This is a genomic window from Ensifer adhaerens (genome assembly GCF_000697965.2).
Lineage (GTDB): Bacteria > Pseudomonadota > Alphaproteobacteria > Rhizobiales > Rhizobiaceae > Ensifer > Ensifer adhaerens.
The window spans coordinates 999,011-1,014,445 of sequence record NZ_CP015881.1; the positions used below are offsets into that span (position 1 = coordinate 999,011).

Annotated in this window: 11 protein-coding genes, 1 pseudogene and 1 riboswitch; of the genes and pseudogenes, 8 read left to right on the plus strand and 4 right to left on the minus strand. The window is 58.6% G+C overall.

What is annotated here, in order from left to right; genetic code table 11:
- Together FA04_RS24165 and FA04_RS24170 are read left to right on the plus strand one after the other, a co-directional pair.
- On the plus strand, nucleotides 1-2,217 hold the full coding sequence (locus FA04_RS24165; RefSeq protein ID WP_034798048.1) for a hypothetical protein: 2,217 nt from the start codon (nucleotides 1-3) through the stop codon (nucleotides 2,215-2,217).
- Entirely contained in the window at nucleotides 2,214-3,515 is a 1,302-nt protein-coding gene (locus FA04_RS24170; protein WP_034798050.1) for a glycosyltransferase family 4 protein, read from the plus strand. The genes FA04_RS24165 and FA04_RS24170 overlap by 4 nt, the downstream gene beginning before the upstream one ends.
- Before the next feature lie 23 nt (nucleotides 3,516-3,538).
- On the opposite strand, the gene thiD is transcribed toward FA04_RS24170, so the two are convergent.
- On the minus strand, nucleotides 3,539-4,414 hold the full coding sequence (thiD, locus tag FA04_RS24175) for a bifunctional hydroxymethylpyrimidine kinase/phosphomethylpyrimidine kinase (protein ID WP_082936552.1): 876 nt from the start codon (nucleotides 4,412-4,414) through the stop codon (nucleotides 3,539-3,541).
- Between the two features lie 117 nt (nucleotides 4,415-4,531).
- A riboswitch (TPP riboswitch) is annotated at nucleotides 4,532-4,635 on the minus strand.
- A 577-nt stretch (nucleotides 4,636-5,212) separates the two neighbouring features.
- On the opposite strand from thiD, the gene FA04_RS36525 reads away from it, so the two are divergent.
- On the plus strand, nucleotides 5,213-5,947 hold the full coding sequence (locus tag FA04_RS36525; RefSeq protein ID WP_051659392.1) for a CatB-related O-acetyltransferase: 735 nt from the start codon (nucleotides 5,213-5,215) through the stop codon (nucleotides 5,945-5,947).
- A 3-nt stretch (nucleotides 5,948-5,950) separates the two neighbouring features.
- Here the strand turns inward: FA04_RS36525 and FA04_RS24185 are convergent, their stop codons facing one another.
- Nucleotides 5,951-6,943 (minus strand): hypothetical protein, encoded by a 993-nt coding sequence (locus FA04_RS24185; protein WP_143106276.1) that lies wholly within the window; start codon nucleotides 6,941-6,943, stop codon nucleotides 5,951-5,953.
- A gap of 1,166 nt (nucleotides 6,944-8,109) precedes the next feature.
- On the minus strand, nucleotides 8,110-8,478 hold the full coding sequence (locus tag FA04_RS24190) for a hypothetical protein (RefSeq protein ID WP_034798054.1): 369 nt from the start codon (nucleotides 8,476-8,478) through the stop codon (nucleotides 8,110-8,112).
- Nucleotides 8,479-8,587: 109 nt separating this feature from the next.
- Between FA04_RS24190 and FA04_RS24195 the strand changes: the two genes are divergently transcribed.
- The 4 genes from FA04_RS24195 (at nucleotide 8,588) to istB (ending at nucleotide 13,644) form a co-directional block, all read left to right on the plus strand.
- Nucleotides 8,588-9,313 (plus strand): class I SAM-dependent methyltransferase, encoded by a 726-nt coding sequence (locus tag FA04_RS24195; RefSeq protein WP_034798056.1) that lies wholly within the window; start codon nucleotides 8,588-8,590, stop codon nucleotides 9,311-9,313.
- Nucleotides 9,314-9,339: 26 nt separating this feature from the next.
- Nucleotides 9,340-11,013: an alpha-2,3-sialyltransferase gene (locus tag FA04_RS24200; protein ID WP_034798058.1), complete on the plus strand. Its 1,674-nt coding sequence runs from the start codon at nucleotides 9,340-9,342 to the stop codon at nucleotides 11,011-11,013.
- Nucleotides 11,014-11,557: 544 nt separating this feature from the next.
- Nucleotides 11,558-12,856: an IS21 family transposase gene (istA, locus tag FA04_RS24205; RefSeq protein WP_034804431.1), complete on the plus strand. Its 1,299-nt coding sequence runs from the start codon at nucleotides 11,558-11,560 to the stop codon at nucleotides 12,854-12,856.
- Nucleotides 12,850-13,644, plus strand: a complete 795-nt coding sequence (gene istB, locus FA04_RS24210; protein WP_164475062.1) for an IS21-like element helper ATPase IstB — start codon at nucleotides 12,850-12,852, stop codon at nucleotides 13,642-13,644. Before istA ends, istB begins: the two co-directional genes overlap by 7 nt.
- Nucleotides 13,645-13,820: 176 nt before the next feature.
- Here istB and FA04_RS24215 read toward each other — a convergent pair.
- Nucleotides 13,821-14,138: pseudogene (locus FA04_RS24215) on the minus strand (ATP-binding protein); the annotation flags it as partial.
- A gap of 59 nt (nucleotides 14,139-14,197) precedes the next feature.
- Here FA04_RS24215 and FA04_RS24225 point away from each other — a divergent pair.
- Nucleotides 14,198-15,411 (plus strand): IS3 family transposase gene (locus tag FA04_RS24225; protein WP_156553014.1). Its coding sequence is split into 2 segments (ribosomal slippage): nucleotides 14,198-14,534 and nucleotides 14,534-15,411, totalling 1,215 coding nucleotides; the frame shifts between segments, so codons are not numbered across the junction.
- Nucleotides 15,412-15,435 lie beyond the last annotated feature (24 nt).

Below are 15,435 nucleotides of genomic sequence, written 5' to 3' on the forward strand. Positions count from 1 at the left end.
ATGCCCAGTTCGGAAAGCCTTTCCGCAAGCCCAGCACCGCTCGGCCGCATCGCGCGCAGTGGACGGATCGTCGCCTGCCCGATCGACGAAACACTGTTGCTGGTTATCGGAACCGGTGGCCCGATGGCCGATCAGTTGCCGGTCGAGATCAATGAAGATGCGTCAAGCCAGGTTATGGCGTCGGTCGTCGGCTGGCGGCTGGCGGCAGCCCAGTCTTCCACCACGCATGGCTTTGCCGCGCTGTTGCCGGTCGAAGGCTCGGCGCAACTGCCGACTACGCTCCGCTTCGGCAAGACGGGTAACGGTAAGCGCTATATGGTTGCGCCACGCACCTTTTCGATCGGTGAAGTCACGGCAATGCTGAAGGATTTCGCCGGTCCGCAGCTGGTACACGTGCTCGGTCGTCTGGTGGACGTGCTTATCAAGCCACCGCATGCCGACCAACGGCTCGCGGCCATTACGACCCTGCTTAAAACGGGAGCGGCGAGCGACGGATATATCGAACTGCTCGGCGAGGGGCATGATGGAACCATCGCGCTGAAAGGATGGGCGCACGACCTGCCCGCCGGCGTCTGCCGGGCGATCATCAAGAGCGACGAAACATTCCTTGCCGATTGCAGCGTCGCCATTTTCCAGCGCAACGACGCGCCTGACGGCTCGGCCGGCTTTGTCGGCCTCCTGTCCGCAAACGATCTGCCCCGAGCGCGCGACATCAAGGGCATATTCTATCGCGGCCGGGGCGCCTGGCGTTACGCCGGGCTCCACGAACGCCGGGTCGTGACCGGTCCGCTCGAGACACCCGGCCATATCCGCGCGATGCTGCTCCAGAGCCAGAGCTCGCCGCAAGTCATGCTTCGCCTGCGCGATGCCGCGAGCGGATACGATGGCACCGAGACGATCTCAAGCCTTCCGGTTCCTGTCCGCCTTGGCGTGGACGCACTCTACCAGGGTGAGGATGGTGCCTTCCTGATTTCGGGCTGGCTCTTAGACGCGGAAGGCCATGTTGAAACCGTGCGACTTTGCCGACAGGGCGGCGGGGCACGGCTAGACGCAGGCTGGACCCGAACCGAGCGGTCCGACGTCGAAGAGGCCTTCGTCGATCGCCCGGAATTCAAGAGCGCGATTTCCGGTCACCGCCGATCGCATGGCTTTATTAGTCGCGTCGAGGTGCTTAATGGCGAGGCGGAGGGACCAGTTCACATCGAACTCACCCTCAGGGACGCCCGCCGCGCCTACATGCCACTTTTCCCGGTCCGGCTGCCCGCACGCACCGCCGCCCTACGGCTGCTTGGCTCGATCGATCCGACAAGCTGGGCCCTGCCCGATATTATCGACCGGCAGATCGTCCCTTTCCTGACGGCGGCGCGCAGCACCGCACCGAGCGTCGAGACCGTTGTCGACATGGGCCCCTTCGACCAGGCCGAGGGTACCGCCATCCTTCTTGTCGCCGGAGAAACCGAAACGGATTTCGCACCGCTTTTGGGGCTGCTCGCGCTTGATCCGCAAACGCGCCGGGCCCCGATCGCGCTCGTGCTGCAGACCGAGCGGTTCCGACGACACGCGGTCCACATCCGTCAACTCTCGGAATTCTATCGCTTGCCGCTGCGGCTCGTCTCCGTCGAAGGCGCCGGCGATGCATGCGACCTGGCGCAAGCGGCCGCCGAAAGCGTAAACAGCGACGCGGTCGTTCTGCTTTCTACGTCGCTCACGCCGGCCAATGCCGGGTGGTATCAGGCACTCGTTTCCGCTTACGAGACAAAGACGGGAAGCATCATTTCGCCGACCCTTGCCTATGAGGATCACTCGATCCGCTGGGCCGGCAGCACGTCGCTTGATCGCCCCGACCATCTGCAATCGAGCCGCTACGCCGGCTATCCTGTCGGCGCCGTCAATCGCCTGAAGCTGACCCAGGTCGCAACTGCATCGCTCGATTGCTGCATCCTGCCGCGTGAAGCGCTGATGGAGGACGCAGGTCTGTCGCCGACCTATCTCGGCGCAGCGCTGAAGGGCCTCGATCTCGCCCTTCGCCTCAGCGGCAAGGGCTACGAAGCCTACTGGCTTCCTTCCCTGCAGATGGTCGGATCGGACGACATGCCCGGAGCGGGCTCTGCCGCCACAGCCCGGTTCGTGGAGCGTGTCGATCGGACGCTCTTCCGCGCCCGATGGATGCCCGCCTCCGAAACCGCCCAAACATTCTTCGAGGAGACTGACGCATGAGCGAAAAACTCCGCGTACTGGTGGTCTCCCATGGCCACCCGACCCATTCGCTTGGCGGGGCCGAAATTGCTTCGCATGGCCTTCACAAGGCGCTGAACGGCCTGTCGGGCGTGGAATCGATCTACCTTGCCCGTGTCGGCAGTCCGGTTCCGCGCCATGGCGCCTCCGCGCTGATGAGCCTGCGTCTTGCCATGGACGAAGTGCTCTACCACGCCGAAGACTTCGACCATTTCTTCCTCTCCAACGGCGATACGGACGCGATCCGCCGCGACCTCTTGCGCTTCGTCGGCGACATCAAGCCTGATGTCGTTCACTTCCATCATATTCTCGGCTTCGGCCTGGAAGCGCTCTACGCCGTTCGCGATGCTCTGCCCAAGGCGCGCATCGTCGTGACGTTCCACGAATATCTGCCGATCTGCCACAATCACGGGCAAATGGTGAAACGCCCTTCGGGCCAGCTTTGCAACGGCGCCTCACCGATCAGTTGTCACACGTGCTTCCCTGAAATCCCGGTGTCGCGGTTCGTTCGCCGCGAACAGTTCGTGCGCGGCATGCTCAATCTCGCCGATGCCTTCATCGCGCCGAGTGCCTTTCTCGCCAACCGCTATGTCGAATGGGGTCTTGAAGCCGCGAAGATCTTCGTCATCGAGAACGGCATCGTCATGGGCGACAAGGCGCCGGCCCGCGAATTGCCGTCGCCGACGGCCCGGCGCAACCGTTTTGCCTATTTCGGGCAGATGACACCGTTCAAGGGCGTTCATGTGTTGATCGACGCGGTATCGCGCGTGCCCGACGACATCTGGGGCGACGATTCCTCACTGATGATCTTCGGCGGGAACCTCGAGCGTCAGCCGAAGGACTATCAGGAGAAGGTGGCGAAACTGATCGAGGACGCCGGTCGTCGCGTCCGCTTCTATGGCGCCTACCAGAACCAGGACATGCCGCGGCTGATGCGCTCGGTCGACTGGGTGGTGATGCCGTCGGTCTGGTGGGAAAATTCCCCTGTCGTTATCCAGGAAGCGCTGCATCATGGTCGGCCGATCCTCTGCTCCGACATCGGCGGCATGGCCGAAAAGGTTCGCGACCGCCTGGATGGTTATCACTTCCGCACCGGCAGCGCCCAGGATCTGGCCGACCGCCTGATCGACGTCCTCGGCGCGCCGCGGGCATGGGACAATCTGCGTGCGACACTTCGGCGACCGACGAGCCATGTCGATTGCGCGCGGGAACATGTGGCGCTCTATCGGAAAATGCTCAAGGGCGAGCAACCGGCCCTGCCGAGCGCGGCAGTGGCCTGAGGTAAGCCCGAAGCCCACACTGCTCAGCCAGATCGCGAAGCACGGCCAAGAGCGCCCTGGGCTTCGGCTACGTTCGATGCCGCGGCGCCCGACCCTTTGTCGTCGCCCCACCAATGATGAAAATGATGCACCGGCCCCCGCCCCTGTCCGATGGTCAGACGATCGGCAGCGACCAACGCGTCATGCAAGTAGGCCTTGGCAGCGACGACCGCATCCTCGATCGGCCTGCCCTTGGCAAGACCCGCAGCGATTGCGGCCGAGAGAGTGCACCCGGTGCCATGATCATTGCTGGTTTCGATCCGTGGTCGCGACAGGTTGAGGACACCCTCCCCGCTATAGAAAATATCGATAGCATCCCTGCCCTTGGCATGTCCGCCCTTCATCAGCACCGACCGCGCGCCGAGTTTCAGAAGCATCTCGGCCTGGCGCGCGATCTCGGTTTCGGTTTCGGCGATCCCGCGTCCGGTCAACAGCGCCGCCTCGGGCAGGTTCGGCGTCAGAATGAGCGCGAGCGGCAACAACTCCTCCTTGAGCGTCGCGATCGCGTCCGGTTGCATCAAGTGATCGCCCGAGGTCGCCACCATCACCGGGTCTATGACAGCCAGCCGGTCGTAGCGCTTCAGACCAGCCGCGATCACCGCGATCGTCTCGCGCCGCGACACCATTCCGATCTTCACCGCACCGATGGCGAGATCGGAAAACACAGCGTCGATCTGAGCCGTAACGACAGTCGGGGAGATATCTTCCACCGCAGAAACCCCGCGGGTATTCTGCGCGGTGACCGCGGTGATCACGCTTGCGCCATAAACGCCGAGCGCCGAAAACGTCTTCAGGTCCGCCTGAATACCAGCCCCGCCGCCGCAATCCGAACCTGCGATGGTAACGGCGATCGCAGTCATCTGGCCACCTGTATGAGGCTTGAGCCTTCTATAACTGATTCAAAAACAGACAGCAGCAACGCGATCTCCCGCAAACGGACGGAGACCGGACCAAGGGGCGCGAAAACGGTTGGTGAGCAGAAGGGCCCTCGCCGTTCCTACGCCGGTATGATCCGGATCAGGTTCAAGGGTCTGGCTCACCGCCATCTCAGCACCGTGACAGTGCGCCCCTCGGCAGGAAGAATGCTAGGGGCGGATGACTCGGGTTGTCAAGGGCCGGAGTTTGGAGCTCGAATGCGTGGTTCGATGGAATTGGCCAGAAATCCAAGCTTTCACAAGCACAAAAAAGGCCCCTATTGCCGCTATAGCGCAAGGGGCCTTTTGTCTGAGCGTTCGACTTCACAGACACGCCGACATTACTTTTTTCATCCGACAAGGCAAGCGGTAAGCACACACATGTATGTCAGAAACCTGAGAACCCGGTGTCGGATTTCGGCTGGATACACCGTCCTGGAGGGCGCTTTGGATCTACCAGTTTTCAGAGAATGCATTTGACGGTTCAAACAGGGCTGCACACCGGTAGTGGCAGGCAAGGGTGAGAAAGATAATTCCCCCCGCAGTACCGCGGTACGACAGGGTGTTGATTTTCCATTATTCTGACGACGATCGGAGAATTTCTTGTTATCGCAAGCGCCAGTCGCCTAGAAAGCGGCCGACCGCTTCTTCACAATTTGCCACGGCTTGAAAGGAAGGATATGCATCGGCGGGAAGTGCGCCTACAGGGCGCCTTGGTCGTCAAAAAAGGTTGGATGAGAAGTTTTGTCGCAGACAGTAGTGGAAAACGAAAAGCAGATTCTAAAGTTCGGAGCCGCAATTTCGTCTCTGAGGGGCATCGCCGCACCGCTCGAATTCGAAGCCCCGGTCAACGTGATGTCGCCCATCACCGAGGCAACCATGATCGGAGCGTATTCCTACATCGGACCGGGCGGCGAACTCTGTGGTGCGCGTATCGGCCGCTTCTGCTCGATCGCCGCCCGTGTGGTCATCGGGCCCTTCGAACATCCGACGGATTGGATTAGCACGCACCCCTTTCAGTTTGGCAGGTCAAGAAAATTCAAGTTCTGGTCTGAAGCCACCGAATTTCGTTTCAATCAGTTGGAGTTAAAACCCGCACCACATATCGGCAACGACGTCTGGATTGGGGATGGCGCGCGGATCATGCGCGGGGTGACGATCGGCAATGGAGCGATCGTTGCTGCAGGCGCGGTTGTGACCAGGGATGTCCCATCCTTTGCGATCGTGGGGGGCGTACCGGCTAAAATCATTCGGTATAGGTTTGATCAGGACACCATCGCGCGTCTGGAGAAAGCGCAATGGTGGAACTTCAAGATTTGGGCTGCGCGCCCAGATTTTCGGGACATAGCTTCGATACTCAAAACCATCGAAGAAAACGACGCGCCACCATTCGACCCGCACCAGCGGAAATTGTCGATCGAGGACGGTAAATACGTCGTTTCCGACCCGATCGGCCGAACTCGCAACAAAGCGGCCTGATCGTTATCCGACGACGATATTGCTCTGTGTCCACGGTATGCCCTTGGGCTTGGTTGTGAGATTATCCCGGTAAAGCGTCACAACTGCACTGTTCAGCCCGCCAAGTATACAAGCGGCCGGTGTTTCGCGCCGGAACTTGAAATTGCAGGCTCCAAGTTTGATCGAGACCTCCGCGAAAGCCCCCCCGCTCTCCTCGACTTTGATCGGGAAGTACTGGTTCCCTTCGATATTCGTCCGGTCAAACGCAATTCCTAGGAAGGCAATGTTCTGCGCTTTGCCGTGTCCAAGGATGTGAACGCCGTTTCTGTTGCATGGGCCGATCGTGCCACCTATGAACGACAGCTCATTGACGCCGATAGGGCCTGACCGGATAACAATTGGGTTTCGGACTAACCTTGCAACATCGGCCCCCTTGAAACCGCCGTTCCCTAAGTTCGTGAATGCGCAGTTCGAGGACCCGTCGTGCAGGTCAACGATCCCCCCGCCGTGCGTTGCCCCCATCCGGCTCAAAATGTTCGCGAATTGACCATCTCGCGCAACACCGACGAATGCGCCCCCGCCGCCGATTCCGATATCGCCATGGATATTCGTCATCTGAATGCCCCCGCAATTCAGAGAGTTCCGGCCAACGTTGCGGACGCCGGCAGCAACGCCATGAAAGCGAAGGTTGTCGAACTGGTACGCGCGCATGGCGGTCTCTTGCGTATCGTTGCTCGAGCCGTTTGGCGTCCATGAAACCGGGAAATCTAGATCGCCAACGGCGATCTTGGTGTTTGCGAAGGTACAGCCGTCCAGCTTTAGGCCCCGACCGTAGATATGGAAGATCTTTCCACCTCCCTCTGTCCCGACCCTGCTGATCACTGCGTCGATGTCAGCAGCCGCCCCAGCCGGTCGCTCAAAATGAAAGAGTGTTGTGACAGCGTTCCCCGCATCACACTCGACGAAAAATCCGGAAGCCTCGAAGTTTGCGGCCGATACATTGAACAGCCGCGGCATCGAGTTCTCCGACACCCTGATCTTGCTACTCGCCCGATTGCCAACCCGGGACGCCATGACAGACGATACATTGGCGCCTGGGTAATTTACATTGATCGTGTCGCTGATGCGGAGTAGCGCTCCCGTGACGTCAATCATCTCGCCACTATCGAGTGCCGACTGCAACGCTGCCGTATCATCCCCCCCGGAGCCAACCTTACTCCGCCCACTTCCGAAAGCCTCGACATGCCAAAGTCGGCGCTCCGGGTTGCCGGCGTCCTCGCGGAAAGCTGAGGAAGCCAATGCCCCCTTGCAACCCATCGCCACCAACCCCGCCCCTGCGAAACTCAAAAATGATCGTCTGTTCTGCATGTATCGCCCGAGTTCGTTCGTTAGTGGCGCTGCCCTTCGACGGCCTTGTACCTCTATTGCCATTGCGGCGTCTACAAGAGGGCCAAACTAGCCGTACCCACGCTTTGATGGTACGGACCAAAAACCCAAAGAAGAGGCATCCATGGACGATAAGCCGAAACGCAATTTGGACCTGATTTTGATTGTCACCGTGACCAGTGGCGTATTGTTGACGATTGCTGGCGCGCTGCTGCTCGCAACCCCTTAATCCGGAGGAAGCTATGTTAGTTTGCTGTATTCGAGATTGTGGAAAGCCTTAACACGCAAACGGCTATTGCGAAAACCATGCGCGCCGGCCGACAAACTACGAAGACCCACGAAAGAAAGCCCCCAGAGGCGAACCGCTTCGATGGATTATGAAGCATGTTGACTTCGATGGTCACGGTTGCCTCTCTTGGCCATTTGCAAAATCCCCGAACGAGCAGCCATCTCTGCAATACAACGGGGTCCATGCCGGCGCCGCACGCGTAATGTGCATCATGGCCCACGGAGGGCCTACAGGCGACTCGACCTACGCAATTGTTGCGTGCCGCAATGAAGACGGCTGATGCGTCCACCCCAAGCATGTTCGATGGGGAGCGCGTTCAGAGAAGCACTATGCAAACCTCACTGCAGACGATATTCGTGAGATCCGTCGCTTGGAAGGTGCAGCAACCAAGTCAGCCATCACCCGTCAGTTCAAAATATCCAGAGAAACCGTCCGCTGTATCCTAGCACGCGAAACGAGGGCGCGGGTGGAATAAGGTAGGGAACCGGGCACCTTCCGCCTTGCCGCATTATTCGAGGCTAGCCTTCAACCCGGCCAAGCAGAGTGCGGCCGCCGGTGTAACTGACACACATACAGGACCATCGTTGACTTGGGCTCGGCCCTTGCCATTCACCCAGCAAGCGGCCCAACTCTCAACACTCACGAGCTGGTTCGCAAGCTCCAGCGCGGTCTCAAGCGATGTAGTGTACTCCGGGACTACCGCGGGCTTTTCGTCGGGGTTGAGCCAAGTAACCTTCTTTCCAGGTGGTTTGCCAGCACCGGAATCGATTATCGCAACGTGTCGTCGCCACCCAAATAATGTAGCGATGTATCCATCATACATACGTTCCGGAGTTATGGCCTCATCCAGGATTGTTATGACCTCCTCGACGTTCATCACCTAGCTCCCAATCATCTCAGTTACGTGGCAAAAGACACTGCCCTCACTGCGTTGCCTTAACGTCATCTTGGCGGTACGACAAGACAAGGCAAAAAAGGGGAGCCACATGGTTTCGGAAGATAAGCTTCACACTACGATCAAAGCGGTATGGAATAACGCGGAAGATGAGACCTATCGACAGGACCAATCTCACTACCGTGGCGTCGGCAGATGGGCGGATGACGAGGCTTGGCAGGATATCGGCCGATCCTCAATGCAGAAAATCAAGTTCCTGTGGCGCCTTCTCAATAGACCAAATGCGTCACTCGCAAATCAGGTGGTCCTGGAGTGGGGACCTGGCGGAGGCGCGAATGCATTCGGTCTTCGAGAAATTAGTTCCCGGTACTATGGAGTAGATATCTCCGAGAAAAACCTAGCCGAAGCCGGCCGGATGATGACGGCGGAGGGGAGACCTAACTATTTCAAACCTGTACTTCTCGCTGGGGTCCCGCAATCGATAGTCGGTGACGTGGAGCCGATCAATATCTTTCTTAGCACGGCAGTGTTTCAACACTTCCCATCCCGAGATTACGGAATCGAGGTCCTCAAGGCTCTCCGGTCAATGTGCGCCCCCAACGCCGGGGGCTTCATCCAGATCCGGTTCGATAACGGCAACCCTAAATATCGCGGTATTGCGTCTATCCAAGAATATGAGCGTGAACACATCACCGCAAACTCTTATCCCATCGAAGTTTTTTGGGACGCCCTTGACGCTGCCGGATTCCAGCCTCTCGCTGTGAATGGCCTCCGGACGAAAAACAACTATGCAACCTTCTACATGGCGGCTAAATAGGCCCCGTTTTCAACTGGAGATCTTAAATGGCATTTCCGAAGAACAGCCAATCGGTGCCAAATGAATTGGAACGGATCAGGCGATATTTCTCTGACCGCCTGCATCAGGATTGCTACATCGTCGGAAACGGCCCCTCTTCTTCGGAGGTGAGGCTCAGCGAAGAAGAAGCCGCCAACTCAGCCATCTTTCGGGCCAATTGGTTTTTCCTCGAAGAAGAAAAACGATACGGCGACCGGGTTGATGGCTTCTTCTGGTCAGTTGACAACGCCGGCCTTCGCGAGAACCTCCAGAACATACAACGCCTGGATCGCTACAAGATCAACGCGTTCTTCCAGCCCTTTCAAGCATCTGATCTCCGCGAAAAGGTTATCACCGCCTCTACCGCAGATCTTATGCCGAACTTCGACCATTGGGCGGTAATCGCGTCAAACCCCACGCTTGCCCGTTTCATGATGGGTCGCCCCCTTCCGACGCAGGGCATGCAGATGATCGCGTTCGCCGCGATTATGGGTTTCAAGAAGATTCATCTGTCTGGCATCGATCTTTACGCAGATATAGCGAAGCGCTACGCGTGGGACGTGCCAGACACCATCCGTGAGCACTTGCAGGAAAAAGATGTAGCAGCTGGATACGAAGCGAAACATAGCCTCGATCTGGATATCAGTTTCCTCCGGGCTATCCGCGACCAGTATGAATTTGATCTGATCGGGCTCTCGAAGATGGAAATCATCGCGCCCCATCTGACCCGGACGGAAACGCGGATTGCCGAACCAGCACAAGCTGAACCAGACCGCAGCGGCAACATCTACGTCACGCTGGCAGACGGGCGGTATGCGATCGGCGCGATGGCACTCGCCCGCTCCCTGGCCGCCACGTCCAATGTCCCTCTCCTGGTTCTCCATACCGATCCGTACACACCGCATTTGCTTAAGCATCTACCGAACGTTTCCACGCTGGCTGTGGAGCCGATCGACAATCCACATACCCACGGGCAAACCAGGTTCGCCGGGACCTTCACGAAACTGCGCGTCTTCGAGTTGAAGGGTTACGACCGCGTGACCTTTGTCGATGCGGATTGTGTCGTGCTCAAAAACATCGACGACCTCTTCGATCTTGAAGGGTTCTGGGCCGCGCCCGACTGGGGCACGGATCTGACTCGGGCATTCAACAGCGGTGTTTTCAGCTTCTCGCCGTCGGACGATATTAGTGAACGAGTGTTTTCGGCGCTCCCGCACAGCCACAGCAATGACGGCGGAGACCAAGGGTTTCTGAACGTCGTCCTGTCACCAGAGGTCCAGTGGCTGCCGGTTGAATACAACACGCTAAAGCGCCTGCCGGTCTATCACCCGAACATGGTAAACATCAACGATGTGAAGGTCTTACACTTCGTGGGTGACAACCCATGGGATACCTATCAATTCAAGTCGGAATTCGTTCATCTTGAGAATATCTGGGCGTCCTTCATGGAGAAGGAAGACTGGCGGCATGCATTCTGGATGAACAAGGCCTTCATATCCAAGCGTTGGGGCAAAGCGAAGAAGCCACCCCAACCACCAGCAAACTCGAAGAACGATTTTCAGAAGCGGCTCGACAACTACGATTTCGTCCGCCGCAACGTCGTTAAATGGGGGGACAAGCTCCTTCCCCCGTTGATCTCTAAGCCCATTGACAAGGCACTTAAGCGCGTCGGGATACTCTGATCCGGAGATCACGCATGCGAATTGGCTTCAGTAACGACAATGGGGCGTCAGCAAGCGCGCTGGAGTAGTGACCACTGCATTGGCTTCGAAGCGTCAAGGCCGGCAAAAGCGTCTACTTTGCGACGCTTTGCCGGTCTGATCGCCCCGCTCGCGCGCGGCGATCAGATCGGCAAGCCATCGGCATATTTGGAAATCGCAATCTGGGCCAGAAGCGCTTCCGTCGGAATGCCGGCTTCGATGATGTGTGTGCGGGAGCCGCGGCCTGGATTGCGGGTTTCGGTAATTCGCGGACAGGGTTTCCATTAAATCCCGGACAGCGATTTCACTAAATCCGGGACAGCATTTCCGCTAATTCCCGGACAGCGATTCCGGTAAATCCCGGACAGTCTTTCGGCGATTAAAACATCGACTTTCGCACGCGCCGTTTTGCCATTCTGGACCCCGATTTGAGAGGGGTGCGGGGAATGGCTGTCAGGCGACATGTAAAACTGGTCCGGTAGCGACACCTAAAACTGGTCCCCCTTTCAGACCTTAGGAGGGACTAATGGACGTTGAGACAGGTACGAAGATCTCCGCGAGATTGGCGCGGAGAGAAGCGATGCTCGAACCGGACGAGGTGACTGCGATGCTGCGGCTCAAGAAGCTGGGGTGGGGCACGCGGCGGATCGCGGCGGAGCTGGGATGCTCGCGCACGACGGTACAGCGATACATCGAGACGGGTGGCTGGCGCGGGTATCGGCGAGCCCGCCGGGAAACGCAGCTCTCGAAGCATGAAGCGTGGGTCCGTGAGCGGTTCTTTCGCCATGGCGGCAATGCTGATGTCGTGCGGCAGGATCTGGCTCGAGAACTCGGCATTGAGGTCAGTCTGCGCACGGTTGAGCGAGCGGTCGCGGGGTATCGGCAGCAGTTGGCGGCATCGGCTTTAGCGACGATGCGCTTCGAGACACCGCCAGGCCATCAGATACAGATCGATTTTGGCGAGAAGCGAATGGAGATCGGAGGCGAGAAAGTCCGCGTCTACATCTTCGTGGCAACGCTTGGCTATTCGCGTCGCACATACGCGACGGCGTTTCTCCACGACCGTCAGTCTGCCTGGTTCGATGGGATGGAGGCAGCCTTCAGGCATTTTGGCGGTGTCACAAGCGAGGTCCTTCTCGATAATGCTGCGGCATTGGTAACACGGCACGACGCGGTGACCCGCGAGGTCGTGTTCAACGATCGGCTGCATGCCTTCTCCCGCTATTGGGACTTCCGTCCTCGCGCATGTGCACCATACCGGGCTCGTACCAAAGGCAAGGACGAGCGAGGCGTCGGGTATGTGAAGCACAACGCACTTGCCGGACACAGCTTTGACAGCATGGAAGGCCTTCACCTGCACCTTGCGTGGTGGATGCGCACGGTTGCCGATCTTCGATGCCATGGCACGACAGGCGAACCACCACTTGAGCGCTTTGTCCGCGACGAAGCTATGACGCTACACCCACTAAATGGCAGGCCGCCATTTCGTCAGATCCGAGAACTGCTGCGCAAGGTCCACGCCGATTGCGCCGTTGAGGTCGACACCAACGCCTACTCAGTCCCGTGGCGGCTCATCGGCGAGATTGTCGAGGTGACGATCAGCGGTGGCCAGGTCCGCGTATTCCATGCTGGTCAGCTTGTCGCGAGCCACGCCGAGTCACACGGGCGTCATCGTCGCCTGACGGATCCCGCCCATTTTGTCGGCGTCAGCGGCTTCGGCATGCCTGTCAAGCAAGCCGCGCAGGCCGATCCGCCCGCTCCCAAGCTGCCCGAACTTCTTCGCCCACTGTCGGAATATGAGCGGTTGATCGGAGGGCAATGGTGATGGCAGTTGATCACGACACGCTGATCGGCTGGCTGAGCCGGCTGAAGCTCACCGCCATCCGCGACCAGCTCGACAACCTTCTTGACGAAGCCTCGCGCGCGGATCTCACCATTCGCGAGACGCTCGCATTCCTGTGCGAACGCGAGATTGCAAGGAAGGACGAGAGACGCATCATCATGGCGATGAAGATCGCGCATTTCCCGCATGCACGAGATCTCGAGGGATTTGATTTCGAGGCGCAGCCCAGTGTCGATCCGCAACAGATACGAGAACTCGCCACCGCCCGTTGGGTGGCAAATGGTGATGCCTTGCTGCTGCTCGGTCCACCTGGCGTTGGGAAGTCCCATCTCGCGATTGCGCTTGGAAGAGAGGTCATCCGTCAAAACTACACGGTGTTGTTCACAACGGCGCAGGCATTGGTCGCAACGCTCGTGAGAGCACATGGCGAAGGACGCCTGGAAGAACGACTTGGGTTTCTCGCCAAGCCCAAGCTGCTCATCATCGACGAGCTTGGCTATCTTCCACTCGAGCCCAATGCAGCCCACTTATTTTTCCAGCTCGTATCGAGGCGCTACGAGCGGGGTGCAATGCTCGTCACCTCCAACCGCAGTGTCGGAGAATGGGGAACAGTGTTCGGCGACCCCGTCGTGGCAACTGCTATCCTTGATCGGTTGCTGCATCACAGCCACGTCATCACAATCCGTGGCGACAGCTACAGGCTACGAGAAAAGCGCCGTAGCGGGCTTCTACAGAAGTCCACGACGGCAGCCGGTATGGAGAGTAACTAAACACCCTTGGCGGACCAGATTTGCGTGTCGCCTAAGGACCAGTTCACGATGACGCTTGATAATGGCGAGACGGAAGCAGGCGAGACTTACTGACGTGAAGGACATTCGATCGATATTGCGACTGACTATAGCGCGGCGATCAGGATGAGACGGCGGCGACAATCTGGATGAGACTCTTATGTCGCGGTCGGGATGAAAGTATCATGCTGATTGTCGCTGGCAAGAGTCTCGTCGTGTTCTGATTGCCGCTCCGCGACAATCTGGGAAGCACTTTTAATTGTCGCGAAGGCGGTAGGTCTGCCGCGCTGGCGTTTGGCTTCCATGGCGGAACGTCGCCGATAGCTTTCGACGTTCATTTCGAAGATCGTTGCGTGATGAACAAGTCGGTCCACCGCCGCAAGCGTCATGGCCGGGTCCGGAAAGACGCGGTTCCATTCCCCGAAGGGCTGATTGGCGGTGATCATGATGGAACGCCGCTCATGAACTGCCCCCACTTTCGACCGGACACTCAGCATAAGCAGGAAGGCTCAAGCACAGGCTTGAGGATAGGCTTATGTCTAACGAGTTTCGACAGGTTGACCTGATGATCGGTGACGTCCGGCGGCGGCGCTGGACAACGGAACGCAAACTGCAGATCATCGAGGAGAGCTATGCCCCAGGGGAGACGGTTTCCTCTGCGGCTCGGCGGCATGGAGTTGCGCCAAACCTTCTCTATCGCTGGCGTCGGCTCTTGAGCGAGGGAGGTGCGGTGGCAGTGGACTCCGACGAGCCGGTAATCGGCAATTCTGAGGTGAGGAAGCTGGATGATCGAGTGCGCGAGCTTGAGCGCATTCTCGGACGCAAGACGCTGGAGAACGAGATTCTTCGCGAAGCCCTTTCCAAAGCCCAGTCAAAAAAACCGATATCGCGGCCGATATTGTTGCCGAAGGGCGGTTCCCGATGAAGGCGGTGGCGGAGGCCTTACACGTGTCGCGTTCTAATCTCTCCGAACGTCTGAAGGGCAAGTCCAAGCCTCGCGGACCCTACCTCAAAGCGGACGATGCCGAGCTGCTGCCTGCCATTCGCAAGCTGGTGGATGCCAGGCCAACTTATGGCTATCGGCGGATCGCTGCCCTTCTCAACAGGCAGCGGCGGGCCGCCGATCAGCCGGTCGTCAACCGCAAGCGGGTCCACCGCATCATGGCCAACCACGCCATGATCCTTGAGAAGCACACCGCCGTGCGCAAGGGCCGCGTCCACGACGGCAAGGTCATGGTGATGCGGTCGAACCTTCGTTGGTGCTCCGATGGCCTGGAGTTCACCTGCTGGAATGGCGAGGTGGTCCGCCTTGCTTTCATCATCGACGCGTTTGATCGAGAGATCATCTCGTGGGCGGCCGTCGCCAATGCCGGGATCTCCGGTTCTGACGTCCGCGATATGATGTTGGAAGCAGTCGAGAAACGCTTCGGTGGCACGCGTGCCCCACATGCCATCGAACATCTGTCCGATAACGGCAGCGCCTACACAGCAAAGGAAACCAGGCTGTTTGCTCAGGCCCTCAATCTGGTCCCTTGCTTCACGCCGGTCGCCAGCCCTCAATCAAACGGTATGTCGGAGGCTTTCGTCAAAACCCTGAAACGCGACTACATACGCATCTCACCCATTCCCGACGCCGACACAGCGCTCCGGAACATCGATGGATGGATCGAGGATTACAACGAAATCCATCCGCATTCAGCGCTGAAAATGGCATCCCCAAGGGAATTCATCAAAGCATTGTCTCAATAGCTGACTTGTCCGGCGAAATGGGGG

Bases quoted from the DNA above. Each gene is read 5' to 3' on its own strand.
- istB (WP_164475062.1), top strand. From the start codon at position 12,850: ATGGTGATGGCAGTTGATCACGACACGCTGATCGGCTGGCTGAGCCGG.
- FA04_RS24170 (WP_034798050.1), top strand. From the start codon at position 2,214: ATGAGCGAAAAACTCCGCGTACTGGTGGTCTCCCATGGCCACCCGACC.
- FA04_RS24185 (WP_143106276.1), bottom strand. From the start codon at position 6,943: ATGCCGCGGCTGTTCAATGTATCGGCCGCAAACTTCGAGGCTTCCGGA.
- FA04_RS24195 (WP_034798056.1), top strand. From the start codon at position 8,588: ATGGTTTCGGAAGATAAGCTTCACACTACGATCAAAGCGGTATGGAAT.
- FA04_RS24165 (WP_034798048.1), top strand. From the start codon at position 1: ATGCCCAGTTCGGAAAGCCTTTCCGCAAGCCCAGCACCGCTCGGCCGC.
- FA04_RS24200 (WP_034798058.1), top strand. From the start codon at position 9,340: ATGGCATTTCCGAAGAACAGCCAATCGGTGCCAAATGAATTGGAACGG.
- FA04_RS24190 (WP_034798054.1), bottom strand. From the start codon at position 8,478: ATGAACGTCGAGGAGGTCATAACAATCCTGGATGAGGCCATAACTCCG.
- thiD (WP_082936552.1), bottom strand. From the start codon at position 4,414: ATGACTGCGATCGCCGTTACCATCGCAGGTTCGGATTGCGGCGGCGGG.
- istA (WP_034804431.1), top strand. From the start codon at position 11,558: ATGGACGTTGAGACAGGTACGAAGATCTCCGCGAGATTGGCGCGGAGA.